This window comes from Gottfriedia acidiceleris (assembly GCF_036421055.1).
Classification (GTDB): Bacteria; Bacillota; Bacilli; order Bacillales; family Bacillaceae_G; genus Gottfriedia; species Gottfriedia acidiceleris_C.
The window spans coordinates 20,135-42,202 of record NZ_JAZGQS010000012.1; the positions used below are offsets into that span (position 1 = coordinate 20,135).

Sequence of the window (22,068 nt, forward strand, 5' to 3'; positions counted from 1 at the left end):
TCGGTCCCTTTTATATGATTCCTTATTTATTCATTTGTGAAAGAAAATCACCGAGGAGACTATCCATATCTTCCTCTTCTATTTCTTCTTTTGCTGCAGAGATTTCATTTTTGCTTGCAACTTCCCAATTAAAGTTATCTAAATCATCATCACGATTGGCTTTTCTTCTAAAATTATCTAATTTTGGTACATTCTGTTCGCTTGTACGGAATTCTGTCTGAACGGGTTCCAATTCTGGCTCTAGCTCATTTATTTCTTCTTGAAGATATAGAGCTTCTTCAATCGCTAGACTATTACTATTTAGCGATGTAATAAGAGAAGCAGTTCGAATTGGATTGGATAATAGTTGGTATACAATACTTCCTAATAAAGCCTCAGAATGTTCATGTTTTAACCAGTCTCTTTGAGCTTTATCTAGGCTTTTCGGAAGTGGAATCGTAATTGTTTGCCTTTGCTTTGATAATGAATCATTAATTCCGCTTATTACGTACTCAGCAATCTTACTTGAAAAATTTCGCCTTTCGCTTTGCTTAAGCTGTTGCAAATGTTTTATGATTTGATCAGGCGTATCGGAAGGGATACGAAATGTAATAGGTTGTCCCCTCGTCAATTCTTTTTCCTTCATGGAATCACCTTATTTTGCTTTAGACATTTTTTGTTCTTCTTTTTGAGTTTGTTGTGCTTCTCTTTGATTTTGATTTTGATTTGTTTCTCTACGGGATTCTCTTATTCTTTTTATTTCAAAATCGGCAATTAGTTTATAATAAGCATTCGCCATCATCCAGATACTTTCCTTCTCATCTTCAAAGAAATCAATATTATATCCATCTAGGTTGTTATTTAGTGTCTTAAGATAATCCTTTAAGATTAGTGAACCCCCACCTATGAAATAGCATATTTCAGTCTGAGAGTTTTTCTGCCAAATATTCCTTAAATGGCGATACTGTTTTTTTGCTAATTCTAATAAAATTCGGTCTACAATATCATGAACGCTTGTCCGACTACCTTTAACATAAATATGATTTCGGTCGCTTTTCTTAGTAATAATTTCTACTACATCTCTACGGCTATCAAGTTCAACGCCATGTCTAGAACGAATCTCTTCACGAATTGCTTCAAGTGATTCTGCTACTCCTAGATTAAAGCCTTGAGCTTTATCGTCATCTACCTTCCTATTTCTAATGACGGCGATATCAGTTGATAACCCACCGATGTCTTGAATAAGGATCTTTTTATCAATAAGATCTTTGTTAATTATGTTTAAATGATTATCCATAACTAGATTGATAAAAGCGGCAAATCCTTCAGGGTAAACTTTAACATCTTCAAATTTAATATTAACTTTTAATCCTTGATATCTAGGCGTTACTAAAAACTCTACTTGGTGAACTGAACCTAGTAAACGTGATCGATAACCGACATCCTTCCCTTCCTTTACTTCTCTAAGTGGAAGGCCAGTTCCTAGTACGTATGTTACCTCAATTACATTGTTGGAGTTCTTTACTACTTGTTTATTTTCTTCTCTTGCTGCATCTAACGCTAGTGCTGCAAATAACATAATAAGTGTTTGATCTTCTTCAGACTTATTACTTCCAGGATCTAATTCAGTTGCATTACTACTTTTTGTTGCTAAATTACCTACTCGATAAACAGTATTATTCTCTTTTAACGTAGGAGAGTGAACGCGAATATGTATTCCATCAACTGGATCTTGGTTGTCTAGTTCCTCTATTCCAATGATTGGACGATCTTCTGTATCCCTAGCAATAATATTAGGAATATTAATCTCAGCTTCCATCTTCCCAAAAATTCCTTTGAGTGAATCGTTTCCAACATCAATAGCAGCTATACGAGCATTTACCATATAAATCATCCCTTTCATTATTAATAGATTTATAGTCTTACTTGTAGTTCTACTAAAATCGTATCTAACTTTAGATAACCGGTCAATCATCATTTTTAAGTATTATATAAATGTAAACTAATTGTCATCTTGTATACAAAATCGTAAACACTTATTCGTATACACAAATGTATACATGTTTACAAAATAGTATACATTTGTATACAAAAATGTGTACTTGTATACACAAATGTATACTATTTTTTTAATCTAAAATTATTTTTGAGATGAATGTTTTCTACCCATAGGAACTTTATGAAAATTAGATATTTTATAGCAGCAATATGTACGAATACTAAGTGATTTTTTTTAGTAATAGCGTTTATTTTGATAAAAACTCTTTTGAATAACTTACTTAAATTAACTTCTCAAACGAAATGCAAACACATGCGCCAGTACATTTTCTAGAGCCTCAAAATATTACCCTATTTAATATCTTTATTAATGTATAACTTGAGTTCACGCCTATCAATCCCCTTCGTTTATTAAAAGTAATTCTTTATAGTTATAAATATTTTAGATGTTTTTTTTGTAATTAAGAAGTTCACTCCTGTAGGGAATGCGGGAAAGGTGAGATTCCTCTCTCTAGTCAATGTGATTGGAAACATCAGTTCCCACTCCACGTAAACCCCACATTCTTTAATAAAAGCAACTAACTTAGCTTTAGATAGGAACAAATTGCCTGAGAATTTATTCATATGAAAAATAATGAAAAATCATTGGATTAGACAAACCTTTTTTCGACAGAATGTAATGTTTACATCTTTGTGTACAATTGTTTACAAAAACGTGTACGTGTATACAATTATGTCTACATTTCATTTATTCTAGAATTATTTTTAAGATGTTTGTTTCCTACCTCTGTGATTTTTAAATAAAATTAATTAATAAAAAGTTTACAGATATGTGTACAAGTACACTTAATCGTGTACATTCGTTTACGAAATGTATTCTTGTGTACAAACATGTGTACAACTCGATTTTAAATCGATTTTTCTCTAAAAATTAAAAAACAGGCAGATGGTTTCTACCTGTCAGTTTGTGGATAAATCCCTTTAATTAAATTATCCACATGTGGATTACTTATTTTTATTCTGATTAACTAACTCTTGAATAGGATTTTTCTCAAAGATGATAATTTTTGAATTCTGTAATTTATTGTAATCCTCTTCAGACATAAGGTTTAAATTTAGTATGTCCTCCTTTGTTGTAACTTTTGGATATGACCTTCTCCGTAATGATCCGAATCTTTTTAGATTATAAAATTTCCAACTTAGAAGACCAAAATAAAAAATGATCCACAAAAGGACAGTAAAAAAAATAAAAAAACGTATGTCATGATTTGTCATTTTAAAATAGGACTTTATTATATTTATATATCGATTATTGTAATTTATTAGCGAACTAATAAAAAAAACAATTACAATTATGCAATAGACCCAAACTATCAAAGTTGTAATAGTAATCATTACTTCACTTAGCCAATTTTTCTTTGAATGAACGATTACTCCATTTTCCTGTTTCCCCTGTCTGGGCTTGTCCATGTTGCATAACCACCTTTTATTCTTGATTTTATTGCTTTAGGTAATGCAAACATTACAATCATTGCATTTAAAACCCAATAAATAACTGGATACCACGCGGCCCACAAGTAATATTTTTTTATGTTATCGTATGTAGAATCTAATCTTATCGACATCCAAAGCTGAATAAGACTCATGAAAACAAGTGAAAAAGAAGAAAAAGTCATCCATATTATTAATTCTTGTACACTATTAGCAGTTATTAAATAGTAAATTGTCACGAACACCCAAGAAAATGACCAAATTAAACTAACCCATTGTTCAAGATAAATTGGCCAGATCCTTCTATGCCGAAAGTCCAATAATAAACGCCAATACCGCATAATTACCTCTTGTCCACCCTGTGCCCAACGAATTCTTTGATTCCAAACCCCTTTTAATGTTTCTGGAACTAACATCCAGCAAAGTGCACGAGGTTCGTAGCGAATATCCCAAAATCTTTCTTGCAGCTTCCAAGATACTGCGATATCTTCTGTAATCATGTCGCGGTCCCATAATCCAACATCTACAAGTGCTTTTTTCCGAAATGCAACGACTACGCCTGATACAGTCATAATTTTACCGATTATTCTTTGGGTTCTTTTTATGGCCCCAATAATAGAAGAATATTCTACTATTTGTAATCTACTCAGTAGCGTGTCACGATTTCGAATTCTTGGATTTCCCGTTACAGCACCTAATCTTTCCCCACTATGTAGAAAATGATAAATAAGATACTGTGCAGCTTTTGGCGCTAAAATGGCATCCGAATCAATACAAACTAAAAATTCCCCTTTTGATGCATGGCAAGCTATATGTAGAGCATTTGCTTTCCCCCTATTTTCTCTACAATCAATTGCTTTAACCATGCTATGTTTATTTGCCATTTGTTCTAAAATTTTAAAGGTTGAATCATTACTTCCATCGTTTACAGCAATGATTTCTTTTAATGGATAATCTAGTTCTACCAAATATCGAATTGTCTCTTCGATTGTTTCTTCCTCGTTATAGCAAGGTATTAAGATGCTAATAAATGGCCAATCAATCTCTTCAAAATTTAACTCTTTTCTTTTTTCTCGGTATCGAAAAAACAGACTGGATCCGGCAACCCAAAATAATGACATAACCAATGGATACCAAAATACAAACTCTGATAAAAGACTTATGAATATGTTCAATTTTAATCACCTAATTTACGAATAAATACAGCAATGCCATTTCCATATAAAAATTAGTATCAGCAAATATGAATAAATTAACAGTGTTTAAAAATGTAATTTTTTACTTTTTTACAAAAGTTTTTGTTCTTTTAACATGAAACGATTATAATGGGAATTATGATTGTACTTCTCTAGTACAATTTAATAGATAGTAAATTTAATAAAAAATCCATAAGTTTTATTACTTATGGTAGAGGTCGCAAACTCCCCTCTACAAAAAAATAAGGCGAAAAACAATATTTGTCGTATTGTTTTTATTTTTGTTATTCGGGATGCCCTCTTCTTTTTAATCATCTAAAGGAGAGAAGAAATATGAAAAATGAAAAAGCAATCGTTGTATTTAGCGGTGGCCAAGACAGTACTACTTGTTTATTCTGGGCTATGCAACAATTTGGTGAAGTTGAAGCTGTTACGTTTAATTACAATCAGCGCCATAAACTAGAATTAGATGTGGCTGCAGATATTTGTAAGGAATTAAATATTCCTCACCATATCCTTGATATGTCCTTGTTAAATCAGCTTGCACCTAATGCTTTAACAAGATCCGATATTGATATAACTCACGAAGAAGGCGAGCTTCCTTCTACATTCGTCGATGGACGTAACTTATTATTCCTATCTTTTGCAGCAGTACTTGCTAAACAAAAAGGAGCTAAACATATTATTACTGGTGTTTGTGAGACCGACTTTAGCGGATACCCTGACTGCCGAGATATCTTTGTTAAATCATTAAATGTAACTCTTAATCTATCAATGGATTATCCGTTTGTAATTCATACTCCACTTATGTGGATTGATAAAGCTGACACATGGAAATTAGCTGATGATTTAGGTGCATTTGAATACGTAAAAAATAAAACATTAACTTGCTACAATGGCATTATTTCTGATGGTTGTGGAGAATGTCCGGCATGTGAGCTTCGTCAGGCTGGTTTAGATCGTTACCTACAATCGAAGGGAGCCGCAAAGCATGTTTGATTTTCGCATCGTAGAAAGACTGCATAAAATTGATGAGCATATAAAAAAAGAAGACTTAAAATATCACCATAAACGAGTTCTCGTTAATAAAGAATTTACCTTTGATGCTGCACACCATTTACATTGCTATGAAGGTAAATGTAAGAATTTACATGGACACACATATAAAGTTATTTTTGGAATTAGTGGTTTTGTTGATGAGATCGGCTTAGTAATCGATTTTGGTGATATTAAACAGATTTGGAAGGAAAAAATTGAAATCTATTTAGATCATCGTTATTTAAATGAGATGTTACCTCCAATGAATACAACAGCAGAAAATATGGTTGTTTGGATATATGAGCAAATGGAAAATGCACTTAAAGATCACACAAATCCTGCACAAGATATTCGAGTAGAGTTTGTTCGTTTATTTGAAACGCCTACTTGCTATGCAGAAGCTCGTAGGGAGTGGATGATCAATGAGTAAAATTCCAGTACTTGAAATATTTGGACCTACTGTACAAGGTGAAGGAATGGCAATCGGTCAAAAAACGATGTTTATTCGTACTGCGGGTTGTGATTACTCTTGTAGTTGGTGCGATTCTTCTTTCACCTGGGATGGTAGTGAAAAAGAAAATATAAAATGGATGACCGCAGAAGAAGTTTGGGAGAATTTAATAAATTTAGGCGGCGATACATTCTCTCATATTACGATTTCTGGGGGAAACCCTGCCTTACTTCCATCTTTAGGCCCTGTAGTCGAGTTTTTAAAAGAAAAGAATATGACTTTAGCTCTTGAAACTCAAGGTAGTAAGTGGCAACCATGGTTACCTTCTATTGATGAAGTTACTTTATCTCCTAAACCGCCTAGCAGTGGCATGAATACTGATTTTGATACACTAGGTAGCATTATTCATAATTTAGAAAAGCATCCAAAGTTTTGCTTAAAAGTTGTTATTTTTGATGAAAAAGATCTTGCTTATGCCGAAACTGTTCATCAAAAATTCCCACAAGTTCCTTTCTTTTTACAAGTCGGAAATAGCTGGCTCAATGCGGATGATCGCACTTTATTACAACACATGTTAAATCGTTACGAATGGCTTATAGATGAAGCAATGAAATCAAAAGTATTTAAAAATGTAAAAGTTTTACCTCAATTACATGCATTTGTTTGGGGAAATAAGAGAGGAGTTTAACCAAAATGGTAGGAAGATCAAAAGGTTCACTAGAAGATGTATCATTACTTGGCAGCAACAACACTAAATATTTATTTGAATATGATCCAGGAATATTAGAAACATTTGATAATACTCACCCAGATCGTGATTATTTCGTAAAATTTAATTTCCCTGAATTTACTTCACTTTGTCCAAAAACTGGTCAACCTGATTTTGCGACAATTTATATAAGCTATATCCCTGAGAAAAAAATGGTTGAAAGTAAATCATTAAAATTATACTTCTTCAGCTTCCGTAATCATGGTGACTTCCATGAGGATTGCATGAATATTATTATGGATGATCTAATCAAATTAATGGATCCTCGTTATATTGAGGTTTGGGGGAAATTCACTCCACGTGGCGGAATTTCAATTGATCCATATTGTAACTATGGCCGACCAGGTACAAAATACGAAAAAATGGCTGAACATCGTATGATGAATCATGATTTATACCCTGAGAAGATTGATAATCGATAAGACTAAAAGTGCACTGTAAATACAGTGTACTTTTTTTATTCAGGCAAATACTATATTCATTTATAGCACTTAATTTGTTTTTATTTTACAATTAATGGAAAGTAAATAAAAAGTGTGGTGAAACTATTTGTTTAAATTATTACTCATTGAAGATGATTCTTCTCTATTCACTGAGATTAAAGATCGCCTTTCTGGATGGTCTTACGAGGTATTTGGAATAACAGATTTTAGTAAGGTAATTCAAGAGTTTACAGAGATAAAACCAGATTTAGTCATCATTGATATTCAACTACCAAAATACGATGGTTTCCATTGGTGTCGTATGATTCGTTCCCATTCAAATGTACCAATTATTTTTCTATCTTCAAGAGATCACCCCTTGGATATGGTCATGTCGATGCAGCTTGGAGCAGATGATTTTATACAAAAGCCATTCCATTTTGATGTACTAATTGCTAAAATCCAGGCTACTCTTAGACGCGTATATAATTACAATACCGAAAAAATTGCTCTTAAAACTTGGTGTGGTTCAACTGTGGACTATGAAAAAAATACTGTATCAAATGAAACTGGTGCAATTGAACTTACAAAGAATGAAATCTATATTTTAAAACTGCTAATTGAACAAAAAAATAAAATCGTAAGTCGTGAGGAATTAATAAATGCCCTTTGGGATGACAAGCGATTTATTAGTGATAACACCTTAACAGTAAACGTAAATCGGTTGCGTAAAAAACTAGATGAAATAGGATTAGGACAATTTATTGAAACAAAGGTTGGTCAAGGATATATTGCTTTAGAAGAGGTCATCTAATGATAAAAATATTTCTAATTGAACGATTTAGTTGGATTCTTTTTTTTCTACTAACACAAGTACTCATTGTATTTGTTTCATTTATTGATTCGTCAATTCCTTTAAAGTCATTACTTTACATTGTCTTTCTATCATTATTATTATTTATCATTTTTTTAGTCATTCGATATCCTAAAGAAATAAAATTTTATAAAAGTCTTATTGAACGTGAGGATAACCTTGATTTAACGGGAATTGAAGAATCAAATAGTCCATTTGAAGAAATTGTTGAAAATAGTTTAACAAATCAAACAAGCTTATTAAAAAAAATAGCTATTCAAAATCAAACTTATTTGGAGCAAGAAAAAGATGAGCTCCTATCATGGATCCATGAAGTAAAAACACCTTTAACAGCCATGCACTTAATGATTGATCGTATGAAAGATGAAAAGTTAAAATCAAATTTAACATATGAATGGCTACGTATTCACCTATTACTAGACCAACAGCTTCACCAAAAAAGAATTCCGTTTATTGAAAATGATCTTTATATCGAAAAAATTCAACTTGAAGATGTTATTTATCCAGAGATTAAAACATTGCAATCATGGTGTATACATAAAGGGATTGGGTTTGATATAGAATTAGAGGAGCTAGAAGTATTCAGTGATGCTAAATGGCTATCGTATATAATACGACAGCTATTAACAAATGCCGTAAAATATAGTCCATCTTCAGACATTCGGATTATAAGTAAGCAAATAAATGAACAAGTAATTCTTGAAATTGAAGATTTCGGTCGTGGTATTCATTCAAAAGATTTGCCGCGAATTTTCGAAAAAGGATTTACTTCTACGATTCAGCATCAAGACAATGCCTCTACAGGGATGGGATTATATTTAGCAAAGAAAGCTGCCCAGTCATTACATATTACTTTCCAAGTAAAGTCTGAATTAGATAAAGGTTCAATTTTCACGCTAACCTTTCCTAAACGAAATGAATTTGTAAAAATAACAGGCATGTGACAAAATTGTCACATGCTTTTGTTTATTGTTCGGTTAATCAAAGGAAACGGTCTTGGTAACCATTTATACTAACTTTATCGAATGAAAATAAAGGAGTGTACGAATTGAATATTTTAGAAGCAAATAAAATTCATAAAAGTTACGGAAATAAATTTAATAAACAAGAAGTGTTAAGTGGCATTAATATAAGCATTGAAAAAGGTGAATTTGTTAGTATCATGGGTCCGTCTGGATCTGGTAAAACAACTTTACTAAACGTTCTTTCCTCAATAGATAAAATTAATAGTGGAACGATTGCAATTGAAGGTAAAGATATAACGGATATGAAAGAAAAACAATTAGCAGAATTTCGAAAATACTATTTAGGTTTTATTTTCCAGGAATACAACTTACTAGACACATTAACTGTAAAAGAAAATATACTACTACCTTTATCAATCACAAAAACGTCACCAAATGAAGCCAATCAAAAGTTTGATGTTATTGCTAAAGAGCTTGGTATTTATGAATTAAAAGATAAGTATCCTAACGAAATCTCTGGGGGACAAAAACAGCGTACTTCAGCAGCTAGAGCATTTATTCATGAACCTAGTATAATTTTCGCAGATGAACCTACAGGAGCATTGGATTCAAAATCTGCTTCAGATTTATTAAATAAACTAAGTGAACTAAATGAGAAAAGAAACGCGACAATTGTAATGGTTACACATGATCCAGTAGCAGCAAGCTTTTGTAATCGCGTGGTGTTTATTAAAGATGGACAAATCTATTCACAACTACACAAAGGCGATGAAACGAGACAGAATTTCTTTAAAGATATCATGAAAACCCAAGGTGTATTAGGTGGTGTTCATCATGAGCATTAATCATTTGATATTCCGTAATTTAAAAAAGAATTTAAAAAACTATTATCTATATGTTTTTGCACTAGTTTTCAGTGCAGCCTTATACTTCTCATTTGTTACATTACAATACGATCCATCAATGGAAGCGACAAAGGGTTCAATCAAAGGAGCAGCAGCTATTCGCTCAGCATCGATTTTACTTGTCGCAATCGTTTCGATCTTCCTTTTATATGCAAATATGATTTTTATAAAAAGAAGAAGTAAAGAAATTGGTTTGTTTCAATTAATTGGAATGACTAAAAACAGGATTTTCGGTATTTTGACAGTTGAAAATTGTATTCTATATTTTAGTTCATTGGTTCTTGGGATTTTAGTAGGATTTTCGATTTCAAGGCTAATCATTATGATTTTATATAAAATCGTAGGAGTAAAAGCGATTGCTACTTTACATTTTTCTTCACAAGCATTCATACAAACATTACTTGTATTTGTTGTAATTTATGCATTCATTATGTTAATGAATTTTACTTTTATTAAAAGACAAACTATTTTATCTTTATTCCGAGTAGTCTCATCGACTGAAGGAAAGCTTAAAAAAATGTCTATTTTCGAGATTTCTATTGGAGTTTTAGGTATTTTATTAATAATCTCAGGTTATTTTCTATCATCAAAATTGTTTGATGGCGATTTTACTACTATGACTGAACTATTTTCAGTAATGATCTATATTTTAGGGTCAGTCATTATTGGAACTTATTTAGTATATAAAAGCTCTGTTCGTTTTATTTTAAATATCGTTCGAAGAAAGAAAAATGGCTACTTAAATATTAATGATGTTCTCTCTTTATCTTCAATTATGTTTAGAATGAAGTCTAATGCTTTATTACTAACCATTATTACAACTGTTTCAGCACTAGCCATTGGATTATTATCTTTAAGCTATATATCTTATTATTCTGCAGAAAAAACCGCAGAGAGCCGCGTGCCTGATAATTTCTTCTTAAATAATAATAAGGATTTACAAACTTTCACCTCTGCTCTAAATGAAAAGGCTATTAAATATAACAAAAAACAGATTGAGGTTATTCAAATTAATGCAAATTTAAAGAATATACTAGATACAGAGTTAAAAGGCATGATGAAGGATGCTAACAAATTCCCACTAGCGGTAGTAAGCGAAAAGTCTGTTAAAGTAAACCTTGCTTCAAATGAAGCCTTATTTACTGGATATGATGATATACTTCAAAAATTTATGACTTTAAAGGATTCGGGTCATATTGAATTATCTAGCAGCAAGAAAAAATTCAACCTAAACTATTTAGGATTAAAACGTGAAAAGATTATACCTTCCTACTTTACAAACGGAGGATTTCCTACTGTTATTGTAGACGATCAAGTTTTTAAAACATTAAAACAGAATCTTGATTCATCGATTCAAAAAGATTCCACTGTCTATAATGGAATTAATATAAGTGATGAAAAACAAATTGAGAAAGCAAATACTATTTATGTGGACCATCAATTTGATAAGAATTATCCTAATGCTTCTCGACTTGAAATCGTTAAAATTCAAAAAGCAAATATGGGCCTTATTATGTTTATCGTCGGATTTTTAGGATTAACGTTCTTAATGACATCGGGATGTATTTTATACTTTAAACAAATGGATGAAAGTGTTGACGAAAAACCAAATTATACGATTTTACGTAAACTAGGTTTCTCCCGCAGAGATTTATTAAGAGGTATACGTTCTAAGCAATTGTTTAATTTCGGTATCCCATTAGTAGTCGGACTAGTTCATAGCTATTTTGCTGTCCAATCCGGGTGGTTCCTATTCGGTACTGAAGTATGGACACCAATGATTATCGTCATGGTTTTATATGCTGTTTTATACTCGGTATTTGGTCTTTTATCTGTACTATATTATAAAAAAGTAATTAAAGAAGCTCTTTAAACTGACACTACTACCTAATAAATAATAGAAGCTCCCAGCCTGAGCTTCTATTATTTTTTTACTTATTTTGAATTATAATAGTATTATACATACTACTTTAAAGGTGGATCAGGATGACTAAAACCATTGTTGAAAAGCTAAACTTAAAAAAATATAAAAAAGCTACCGTTTTAAATCAACCAAGTGATGCGAGTTATTTCGCAGATTTACCTCATTTTGACAAGGATCTACAAAACCACCCTTACGATCTGATATTTGCTTTTGTACTTGATATGAACTCGCTAAAAGAACTAGTCCAAAAGATTATCCAGAATCATTATTTAGATAAAAATGGTTATATTTTTATTGCCTATCCTAAAAAAGGAAACAAAGTATATCAGACTTATATTCATCGTGATGATTTATTTGAAGGATTAGGTGCGGATGAGAGTGGCTATATTGGTTCAAGTACAATTAAATTTGCTCGTATGGTTGGATTGGATGACGTCTTTACAGTTGTTGGATTAAAGGACGAATCAAAAACAAAAGCTGCGAATTCATCGAAAGCAAGTCAATGTGTAGATGATTATATCGATATGATTCCAAACGTAGAAAAGGATTTAGAAGATTCGCCTGAATTACTTACGTTCTATAAGTCTTTAACTCCTGGGTATCGTAAAGATTGGGCGAGACATGTCTATAGTGCTAAGCAAGAAGCAACGAAAGCAAAAAGACGTGAAGAAATGAAATTGGTTTTAGGTGCTGGATATAAAACGCTGGATTTGTATCGTAGGGATAAGAAATAGAAGCCAAAAAAATCCACAAGATTATTTTCTTGTGGATTTTGTTCACTTTTTTAGAATTGCAGCCTGACTGTTTATAATTTTTAACAACAACGAGTTACTTTACCACCTTTAGAATTAAAACGTGACTCTTGGGCTTCGATAAAGAACTCCTTTCTAGATTGAATTGGTTCATTAGGGTGTTGTGTTTTCATATGTTCAACATATTTCTCATAGCATGGTACTCCTACTAGTAAACTAATAAACTGCTTATAATATTTTTTGAACTCCCTCACTTTATAGAGCATAATTTTTCGGTTCACTTTCTTCGCGTTTAATGTAAGGAGTTTCATGTAATTTTATCGGTTTATTAGACAATATGTTGATCCAATTTCGAATCGAAGCAATTAGAACTAATAATACAATCACCATAAACAATCCACAAATTGTTGCATCAATATAGTCATTTAAAATAATTTGATTCATTTGTGCTTTACTTGCTGCTGGTGCAAGGATTTTGCCAGCATCTAAACCATCTTTAAAAACTTTAGCATGCGCTAAAAACCCTATTTTTGGTAGTTCATGGAACAATTTTTGCCAACCGGCAGTCATTGTGACGATTAGTATCCAGATTGTTGGCACTAAAGTAATCCATGCATATGCCTTTTTCCCCATTTTGAGCAAGATAGTTGTGCCTAGCAGTAATGCAATGGCTGCAAGCATTTGATTTGCGATACCGAATAATGGCCACAATGTATTAATGCCCCCAAGTGGATCAATCACTCCTTGATAAAGGAAATATCCCCAGCCGAAAACGCAAATAGCTGTCGCAATTAAATTTGCAGGAAGGGAATCGGTCTTTCCAAATGGCTTATACACATTACCTAAAATATCCTGCGTCATATAACGCCCAATCCTCGTTCCAGCATCAATTGTTGTTAAAATAAATAGTGCTTCAAATAAAATAGCAAAATGATACCAAAAAGCCATTAGTGCCTTACCACCAATTACTTTAGAAAAAAGTGCCGCCATGCCAATTGCTAAAGTTGGTGCCCCACCAGTACGAGAAAGAATTGTTTGTTCTCCTACATCCTTGGCTAGGGTAGTCAAATCATTTGGAGCTATTGTAAAGCCCCAGCTTGAAACTACTTGAGCCACTTGATTTGCGTCAGTTCCAATTAAGGCAGGTGGGCTATTTATTGCAAAATATGCTCCTGGAGTTAATAAACAAGCGGCAATCATAGCCATTACTGCTACAAAAGACTCCGTTAACATAGCACCATAACCAATGGCACGTGCATGCGTTTCACGTTCAATCATTTTGGGTGTAGTTCCTGAAGCAACCAATGAGTGGAATCCAGAAACAGATCCACAAGCAATTGTTATAAATAAAAACGGAAATAAATTTCCAGCAAATACTGGGCCTGTTCCATCAATAAATTTTGTAACGGCCGGCATTTGTAAGTCTGGTGCTACAATAAGAATGCCAATTGCTAAAGCTAAAATCGTACCAACTTTTAAAAATGTGCTTAAATAATCACGTGGTGCTAATAATAGCCATACTGGAAGTACTGATGCGATAAACCCATAACCAATTAACATAAGAGCAATTGTTTCTCCTTTAAACGTGAACATTGCTGCTAATGTTGGACTTTCAGCTACATATTGTCCTGCAAATAATGAAAGTAGTAATAAAATCACACCAATAAATGACCCTTCTCCTACTCGGCCTGGACGTATGTATCGCATATAAATACCCATGAAAATCGCGATTGGAATAGTTGCTGCAATGGTAAACATTCCCCAAGGACTTCCTGCAAGTGCTTTAACTACGACAAGTGCTAATACAGCTAATAAAATTACCATAATTCCTAAAATACCTATTAAAGCGATGACCCCAGTTACTGGACCAATCTCTTCTTTAATCATTTCTCCAAGCGATTTACCATTTCTACGTGTCGAAGCAGCTAAAATGACAAAATCCTGTACTGCTCCAGCAAATACAACTCCTACAATAATCCAAATCGTTCCGGGTAAATAACCCATTTGCGCAGCTAAAATTGGTCCAACCAGTGGTCCAGCCCCTGCTATCGCTGCAAAATGATGACCAAATAATACCCACTTATTCGTAGGTACAAAGTCTTTACCATCATTATTAATTTCAGCAGGCGTTTTACGGTCTTCGTCAAGTTTAAATACTTTTTCTGCAATAAACTTACTATAAAAACGATAAGCCACTGCATATGTACAAACTGCCGCTGTGAGGAGCCAAATTGCATTTATTGTCTCTCCTCTTTTTAAAGCTAATACAGAAAAACAGAAAGCTCCAAGTATTGAAATTAATCCCCAAACTACTATTGATTTTAAAGATTTCACAACAAAGATACCTCCTTTTCCATTTATAAAAGAAAGTATATCATCAATTCAGAATTTTTTGTCAATTAATGGTAAAAAAAGTTTAATAACGACATTTATACTGATTTTAAGCTAGTTTCTCTTCATAAAAGTAGACGAAAGTTGGATTGAACTTATTTAAAAACTTTAACTATCGCACCATTTGAACTATTCATTTTTTAAACAAAAGAAAACCATCCTAAGCATAAAAGCTATAAGTGGTTTTCTTTCATTTTAATTAAGTTATTTTGCGTTTTGAAAAAAATTAATGTCGATCAACTCATTAAGTCTTTGTAGTTCTTTATCTCCTAGTAACTTCTTCCCTTCATTTAAGGATACTAGAGCACTCTCAATTAAATATTTTCTAGGCGTTTTTGACTGCAACAATTCGTTTTGTAAAAAATCTAGTAACTCATTGTACTTCTGTTGTTCATTACTATTTAATGCTGATTTTTTCATTGTACAAATAATACTACAAAGCTTTTGTTGAAGATTTTCTTCGGTCTTTCTTACTGGTAACCATTTATCTAATAGTTCCAAATTGAATAATTGCTCACCAGATTCCTCAACATCCTCAACAATTTTAATCATACGTTTTACACTATATCGGACAACTTGATCCATACTAATATTCATATCTTTGGCGAGGTCATAGTATCTCACATTATGATGAATAATTCCTAAAAACATAATGGCACTATCTAATAAGAAATCTTTCTTCTCACTACCAAAAATGTCTAAGAATCGTGTATACACCCAATTTAATGTCTTAAAATTACCTTCTCTTATGAACTGTTTAATATCTAAGTCATTTATATAAATTACTTCTTCAAATAGAGAAATCAATTTATTATCTCTATTTGCCTCCATTAATAAAGTTATTTGTTTTATGAAAATTTCAATATTTGATGGGCTCTGTCCGATCAACAACTCATTTCTTTCATGCTCAAGTTTTTTATAAATCATATTAAATAATGCGACTACTAAATCACTTTTAGACGAAAAATAATTATAAAATGTACCTTTAGAAATACCGCTATAGTCTAATATGTCTTGAATAGATGTTGCTTGAAATCCTTTTTCAATAAACAATTCATGAGCTATTTTTACAACATGCTGTTTACGATCATTCATATAATCACCTTGGTTCTAGTTAATTACTGCTTAAAAAACATAGTACATTATTTTAGCATTTTTAACTAGTAAATAACTGATTAGATTATTAAAGATTTCTAATGGTTATTATAATTGCATCTAATGAATGAATGGTATATCATATTATCTTATATAGAAGATGGAAACGCAGTTCAAAAAATTGAACTAGATGTACAAAGGAGGGGAAATCATGGATCATTCCATGAATAAATCAGCTAATCCACCATATGGGATTATTACAATCCTAATGATTGGTGCTTTTATTGCTTTCTTAAACAATACTTTACTTAATATTGCTTTACCTTCTATTATGAAGGATTTGAACGTTGAGCCTTCGACTGTTCAATGGCTTTCTACTGGATATATGCTAGTAAATGGAATTTTAATTCCAACTACTGCTTTTTTAATCCAAAAATATTCTGTTAGACATTTATTTTTAACTGCTCTACTTTTATTTAATATCGGTACTTTAACTGCAGGATTTGCACATGTATTTCCTTTATTATTAGCAGGCCGAATGATTCAAGCTTCCGGTTCGGCTATTTTAATGCCATTATTAATGAATGTAATGCTAACTAGCTTCCCTGTTGAAAAACGAGGAACTGCAATGGGCTTCTTTGGTTTAGTTATGATGGGCGCACCAGCAATCGGACCAACATTATCTGGTTGGATTATTGAACATTATGACTGGAGAATGCTTTTCCATGTTGTTTCACCGATTGCATTGACGATTTTAATTATCGGCTTTTTCTTACTTAAAGATAAAAAAGAGAAATCAAATAGTACGATCGACCTTTTCTCTGTTCTTTTATCAAGTCTAGGTTTTGGTGGATTATTGTATGGTTTTAGTACAGCAGGAACAAAAGGATGGGATAGTCCAGAAGCTTATGTTACTTTAATAGTAGGGGTTATTTCATTAGTACTATTTATCTTACGTCAATTAAAACTTGATACGCCAATGTTAAACTTTAGAATTTACCGCTACCCTATGTTTGCCTTATCATCAGCGATTTCAATTGTAGTTACAATGGCTATGTTCTCAGCAATGATGCTATTACCGATTTACACTCAAACGCTTCGAGGCATTAAACCTTTTGATGCGGGCTTAATGCTGTTACCAGGTGCTTTATTAATGGCAATTATGTCGCCAATTACGGGTAAATTATTTGATAAAATTGGCGGAAGAATACTTGCAGTAACTGGTTTAGCAATTATGACTGTTACTACTTATTTCTTAAGTAAATTAACAATGGATACAACATATACACATATTATTATTTTATACTCATTACGTATGTTCGGTATGTCGATGGTAATGATGCCAGTATCAACAAATGGTTTAAATCAATTACCAAAACGATTCTATCCACATGGTACTGCGATGAATAATACTTTACAGCAGGTCTCAGGGGCAATTGGTACTGCTTTACTTGTTACAGTAATGTCAAATCGTACAGAATCTAAAGCTAAAGAACTTGCTTCAGAAGCGATGAAACATGTGACTAGTAAACCTACACCTGAAATGCTTGCTCAAATTAAGCAAGAGATCACAATGAAAGCAATGTTAGAAGGAATCAACTTCTCATTTTATGTAACAGTATTCGTTGCCGCAGTAGCACTAGTTCTTGCATTCTTTATTAAACGTTCAACACCTGCAGAAGAGCCTGTAGTGAAAGAAAAAACGAATACTAGTACTAACTTTAAGAAAAAGTTAGCAGAGAATTAATAAAAATAACTCTCAAGTTAAAAAAGTTCAACCAATTTTGGTTGAACTTTTTTTATTTAATATTTATGAATCATACGATGTGAATTTTATCAGCTAATTAGCAACCTTATTGCTGTTATAAAGACATTCCGTGGGGCGTGAGCTAAGCCTAATCGTCTCGTTCGCTTCCTGTGGGGTCTTAGCTCTTTCCCGCAATTACCATAGGAGTCTCACACCTTATGCTCATTTTCTGGATACCCTAATAAAGCTTTTTTAGCAACATACTCTTGAAGAAGGAAAAGCAATTAATAACCTATTTAACCTTTGTTTATTAATGTTATAATTTAATTAACAAAATTATTAAAAAAATCATTATTAATTAATTTGTATACTATCGGATGGTAAAAATGCTTAGAAAAATTATTTCATCAATTTTAATCGCTATTCTGTTATTTATAACAAGTAGCCAAATTTCAAAGGAGAACAATGCAATGGATTTGGTTAAATTGAATTATGGGAAGTATGAATTTCCTAAAACACTAGTTGATGCTATTAACTTACAAAAGCAATTAAAAAATGAAGGAATATCAGAGTATGAAGAATTAGGTGGTTTATATTTCTCTTATGAGAAAATCGATACTCGTTATTTAAATACTCCCCTTGATGTAATCTCTTTTGCAAGAACTGGATCAGATGGAGTTCATTTTGGGTTTTTAACCGATTTTGGTCAAGTTAATGATTTAGAAGATGCTTATATTGTGCGGGTTTCTCCAATGGACTTTGATGAACCTGTACAAATTGTTGCAAGAAATCTAAATGATTTCTTAAGATTACTTTGCTTTGCACCAAATGCTACCGAAGTGGTTGATATTACAACGAGTGAATCTTTTTTTCAAAAAAATCCTGATATTGCAGTAGATCTCTCAATAGAAGGATTTGAGGCTGAAACTAGGAAAGCAATTCAAAAAAAATTCTCCCTTGAACCTATTAAATCTTTATTTGGCTACTTTCAAGAAGTAAAACATGAGAGAGAAAATGAAATCGTTTTACCTACTAATGATGGCATTGGTGTCGTAGATGGCATTGGTGTCGTAAATAAGAATATTTTGAACAAAAATGAAGTAAAAGGATATGAACAGTTTGATTTTGAAGGTGAAACTTTTGCTCCTGAGGATGTAAAACAATATTTTGAAAATGCACCATTTGAAGCAAAGTTAGTATTTTTAAGAGATATACAGTCAAAAGGATTGCTTTTTGACTATGAAGAAATGCAGCTTTTTCTTCGTAAACAGCTTCTAAAAATGAATTTAGATGACGAGGCTGAAAGAATCACTTATTAAGAAAACAAAAAGCGATACTTGAGGATCTCGAGTATCGCTTAAATAATATTCCCTGACGAGTAAATTATTTTTTAGATAGCTAACCTAATTTTTATAAATAAAATAATCAAAATCCGCATGTAGCCCTTGACCAGTCGTATCCTGACATTGCATTCCAACGAATGCACCTGTAAAGAATCCCCCGCCCTGAATATAATCATCAGACAGTTTATATGAATAAAGTGTTACAGGTATTGTTGTCCATTGTTCTCCATCAAATGAGTAAGAGTACTGGTAAACATTCGTTTTCACATCTACTCGAAGATACACATATTCAACGTGTTCCGGAATGATAATTTCATTGCCTTGAAGAGGTTGATTGAACTTAAAATTATCGCATGTTACTAATTCAAGAATTCTGCCCTTTTCTTCATTCCAGGTGATTTGACATGAAGTCCAGTTTTGAGTGTTATAATAATTTACTAAACCAGCTGATTGATGGAATGTACTTGGATTAAATGCTACTTTTGTTTCTGCAGTAAAGTTAAAATGTTGCCAACGTCTTGCTATAAATGACTGAGTAAATTTAGATGTTAGAGATTCTCTTCCGTAAAGACGTAGATGCCCTGGATTGTCTTTTAGTGAAACGATATTCTCTCCTAATGGAATCCTCAAGTTTTGAAAGTGAGGGTTTAAGATTTCTGAGTTGAAGTCATCCATCTCAGGGTAATCACTTTCCCATTTTACTTCATCTATTTTTGGACCCTCTATATCAAGTGTAGGACTATTTCCTCCTACTACATACGGCCAATCATTTTTCCATTCAAGTCTTTGAATAGCAGTTTCTCTTCCTAATGGACAGAAACCTCTTGGATCTAACAATGGTTGACCTTCTCTTGGTAATGGTCTTCCTGTTAAATGCACTAGGAACCATTCATCTGTATGCGTTTGAACAATTGATGCATGTCCTGCTTTTTGAAGGGGAATTCTTGGCGTATGGAATGACGAAATTAACGGGTTTTCTGGGTGTACTTCATATGGGCCCATTAACTGTTTTGACCTAGCAATTGTAGCTTGGTGATCATATTTCGTACCACCCTCTGCCGTTAATAAGTAATAGTAGTCATTTATTTTATATAAATGCGGTGCTTCCGTCAGTTTAATATCCGTTCCTTTAAAGATAACTTCTGCTTTTCCAATCAGTTTCTGTTCTTCTACACTGTATTCTTGTAATGAAATGCCATAAAAATGATGATTTCCTACACGATGATCCCAAACCATATTCACTAAATATTTTTTTCCATCTTCATCGTGAAATAATGATGGGTCAAATCCCGTACTATTTAAGTAAATTGGGTCTGACCATTCTCCGTCAATCGTTTCACATGTTGCGAGATAGTTGTGACAATCTTTCCATTGACCTTCAACTACCTTTACATCAGTGTAAATTAACCAAAACTGTCCGTCACGATAAGATAGTGCGGGAGCCCAAATTCCGCCCGAATCGGGATTACCTGTCATGTTTAATTGACTTAAACGTTTTAAAGGTCTTGATGCTAAGCGCCAGTTCTTTAAATCCTTTGAATGATAGATTCCTACTCCTGGAAACCATTCAAAAGTTGAAACTGCAATATAATAATCTTCCCCAACTCGGCAAATACTTGGATCCGGATTAAATCCCGGTAAAATTGGATTACTGATTTTAGCCATTTTATACTCCTCCATATGCATCTATCTAGTTCAATACATTATTTTTTTAATAAGCACCTTTGATAAATTCAGAAACATTTTTTTGATAGAAAAGCTCTAATTGATCTAATTCAGCTTTTGAAAAAGATTGTATATTCATTGCTTCTAAGTTGGCATTTACTTGGCTTTGGTTTCTAAATCCAGGAATTACACATGTAATTTCCTTTTGGTCTAAAATCCATCTTAGTGCTGCACTTGCCATTGATGACCTTCCTTCAGCAATCCAGTTAATTCGATTTGCCAGTTCTACTCCTTTTTTAAAGCCTAAGCCTGCAAATGTTTCTCCGATATTAAAGGCGGCTCCATTTTCATTAAAGTTTCGGTGGTCATCTTCTTCAAAAATATGATCAGCCTTATACTTTCCAGCCAAGAGTCCACTGGCTAGCGGTAATCTTACAAGTACGCCAACCCCACGCTTATAAGCCTCGGGAAGTAATACTTCTAATGGCTTTTGTCTAAAAACATTAAAGATAACCTGTAAGCTTTTCACATTTGGGTTTTCTAAACAAATCATTCCTTCTTCAACCGTTTCAACGCTAACCCCGTAATGGCGGATTTTCCCTTCACTTTTTAAACGGTCAAGTACATCAAATACTTGTCCATCCTTCAAAATTTCTGTTGCTGGGCAATGTACTTGATATAAATCAATCACATCGCGATTTAAGCGTTTTAGACTGTCCTCACAGTAAGACTTAACCGCTTCATATGAGTAATTTTCCGGTGAAAAGATATCGCCTTTTCGGCAAAACTTTGTGCCGATATAAATTTTGTCTTCAAGTCCTTTTGTGGCTTTAGCCAATAGTTCTTCACTATGTCCATCACCGTAAACATCTGCAGTATCAAAAAAATTTACTCCTTGATCGATTGCATGTTGTAATGATTTTAAAGCTTCAGTATCATCTGTTTTTCCCCATGCTCCACCAATTGCCCAAGTTCCAAAACTAACCTCACTAATCATTAAACCTGTATTACCAAGCTCTCGATAATTCAAGTAAAACTCCTCCTCTATTGCTATTTATAACGA

The 22,068-nt window shown here is 32.7% G+C and carries 19 protein-coding genes; 11 read left to right on the forward strand and 8 right to left on the reverse strand.

Translation table 11 applies throughout. The features are described from left to right. Positions 1-22: 22 nt before the first annotated feature. From RAH41_RS17445 to pgaC, 3 genes are all read right to left on the reverse strand, one after another. Positions 23-625 (reverse strand): hypothetical protein, encoded by a 603-nt coding sequence (locus tag RAH41_RS17445; protein ID WP_331224280.1) that lies wholly within the window; start codon positions 623-625, stop codon positions 23-25. Positions 626-634: 9 nt separating this feature from the next. Beyond that, on the reverse strand, positions 635-1,864 hold the full coding sequence (locus tag RAH41_RS17450) for a ParM/StbA family protein (RefSeq protein ID WP_331224282.1): 1,230 nt from the start codon (positions 1,862-1,864) through the stop codon (positions 635-637). Between the two features lie 1,543 nt (positions 1,865-3,407). Further along, positions 3,408-4,643, reverse strand: a complete 1,236-nt coding sequence (gene pgaC / locus RAH41_RS17455) for a poly-beta-1,6-N-acetyl-D-glucosamine synthase (protein WP_331224283.1) — start codon at positions 4,641-4,643, stop codon at positions 3,408-3,410. A gap of 354 nt (positions 4,644-4,997) precedes the next feature. Between pgaC and queC the strand changes: the two genes are divergently transcribed. From queC to RAH41_RS17500, 9 genes are all read left to right on the forward strand, one after another. Continuing rightward, a complete protein-coding gene (gene queC, locus RAH41_RS17460) occupies positions 4,998-5,663 on the forward strand; it encodes a 7-cyano-7-deazaguanine synthase QueC (protein WP_331224284.1) in 666 nt (221 codons plus the stop codon). After that, positions 5,656-6,132: a 6-carboxytetrahydropterin synthase QueD gene (gene queD, locus RAH41_RS17465; protein ID WP_331224286.1), complete on the forward strand. Its 477-nt coding sequence runs from the start codon at positions 5,656-5,658 to the stop codon at positions 6,130-6,132. The genes queC and queD overlap by 8 nt, the downstream gene beginning before the upstream one ends. After that, positions 6,125-6,841 (forward strand): 7-carboxy-7-deazaguanine synthase QueE, encoded by a 717-nt coding sequence (queE, locus tag RAH41_RS17470; protein WP_331224287.1) that lies wholly within the window; start codon positions 6,125-6,127, stop codon positions 6,839-6,841. Before queD ends, queE begins: the two co-directional genes overlap by 8 nt. 5 nt (positions 6,842-6,846) lie before the next feature. Beyond that, on the forward strand, positions 6,847-7,344 hold the full coding sequence (queF, locus tag RAH41_RS17475; protein WP_088012612.1) for a preQ(1) synthase: 498 nt from the start codon (positions 6,847-6,849) through the stop codon (positions 7,342-7,344). A 127-nt stretch (positions 7,345-7,471) separates the two neighbouring features. Next, positions 7,472-8,158 carry a response regulator transcription factor gene (locus tag RAH41_RS17480; protein WP_331224288.1) on the forward strand — a complete coding sequence of 229 codons (687 nt, stop codon included), beginning with the start codon at positions 7,472-7,474 and terminating at the stop codon, positions 8,156-8,158. Next, entirely contained in the window at positions 8,158-9,162 is a 1,005-nt protein-coding gene (locus tag RAH41_RS17485) for a sensor histidine kinase (protein WP_331224290.1), read from the forward strand. Before RAH41_RS17480 ends, RAH41_RS17485 begins: the two co-directional genes overlap by 1 nt. Before the next feature lie 104 nt (positions 9,163-9,266). After that, complete coding sequence (locus RAH41_RS17490; protein WP_331224291.1) at positions 9,267-10,028, forward strand: ABC transporter ATP-binding protein; 762 nt, start codon at positions 9,267-9,269, stop codon at positions 10,026-10,028. Next, positions 10,018-11,961 (forward strand): ABC transporter permease, encoded by a 1,944-nt coding sequence (locus RAH41_RS17495; RefSeq protein ID WP_331224293.1) that lies wholly within the window; start codon positions 10,018-10,020, stop codon positions 11,959-11,961. The genes RAH41_RS17490 and RAH41_RS17495 overlap by 11 nt, the downstream gene beginning before the upstream one ends. 113 nt (positions 11,962-12,074) lie before the next feature. Further along, positions 12,075-12,746 (forward strand): YdeI/OmpD-associated family protein, encoded by a 672-nt coding sequence (locus RAH41_RS17500; protein ID WP_331224295.1) that lies wholly within the window; start codon positions 12,075-12,077, stop codon positions 12,744-12,746. Positions 12,747-12,826: 80 nt separating this feature from the next. Here the strand turns inward: RAH41_RS17500 and RAH41_RS17505 are convergent, their stop codons facing one another. From RAH41_RS17505 to RAH41_RS17515, 3 genes are all read right to left on the reverse strand, one after another. Beyond that, a complete protein-coding gene (locus RAH41_RS17505) occupies positions 12,827-13,030 on the reverse strand; it encodes a YbdD/YjiX family protein (RefSeq protein WP_331224296.1) in 204 nt (67 codons plus the stop codon). Beyond that, positions 13,020-15,098: a carbon starvation CstA family protein gene (locus RAH41_RS17510; RefSeq protein WP_331224298.1), complete on the reverse strand. Its 2,079-nt coding sequence runs from the start codon at positions 15,096-15,098 to the stop codon at positions 13,020-13,022. Before RAH41_RS17510 ends, RAH41_RS17505 begins: the two co-directional genes overlap by 11 nt. Before the next feature lie 261 nt (positions 15,099-15,359). Further along, entirely contained in the window at positions 15,360-16,250 is an 891-nt protein-coding gene (locus tag RAH41_RS17515; RefSeq protein WP_331224299.1) for a TetR/AcrR family transcriptional regulator, read from the reverse strand. Positions 16,251-16,461: 211 nt separating this feature from the next. On the opposite strand from RAH41_RS17515, the gene RAH41_RS17520 reads away from it, so the two are divergent. Together RAH41_RS17520 and RAH41_RS17525 are read left to right on the forward strand one after the other, a co-directional pair. After that, positions 16,462-17,997, forward strand: a complete 1,536-nt coding sequence (locus tag RAH41_RS17520) for a DHA2 family efflux MFS transporter permease subunit (RefSeq protein ID WP_331224300.1) — start codon at positions 16,462-16,464, stop codon at positions 17,995-17,997. A 386-nt stretch (positions 17,998-18,383) separates the two neighbouring features. After that, complete coding sequence (locus RAH41_RS17525; RefSeq protein ID WP_331224302.1) at positions 18,384-19,316, forward strand: hypothetical protein; 933 nt, start codon at positions 18,384-18,386, stop codon at positions 19,314-19,316. Positions 19,317-19,400: 84 nt separating this feature from the next. Here RAH41_RS17525 and RAH41_RS17530 read toward each other — a convergent pair whose 3' ends face one another. Together RAH41_RS17530 and RAH41_RS17535 are read right to left on the reverse strand one after the other, a co-directional pair. Further along, positions 19,401-21,005 carry a glycoside hydrolase family 43 protein gene (locus tag RAH41_RS17530; protein ID WP_331224304.1) on the reverse strand — a complete coding sequence of 535 codons (1,605 nt, stop codon included), beginning with the start codon at positions 21,003-21,005 and terminating at the stop codon, positions 19,401-19,403. Positions 21,006-21,051: 46 nt separating this feature from the next. Beyond that, positions 21,052-22,035, reverse strand: a complete 984-nt coding sequence (locus RAH41_RS17535) for an aldo/keto reductase (RefSeq protein WP_331224306.1) — start codon at positions 22,033-22,035, stop codon at positions 21,052-21,054. Positions 22,036-22,068: the final 33 nt, after the last annotated feature.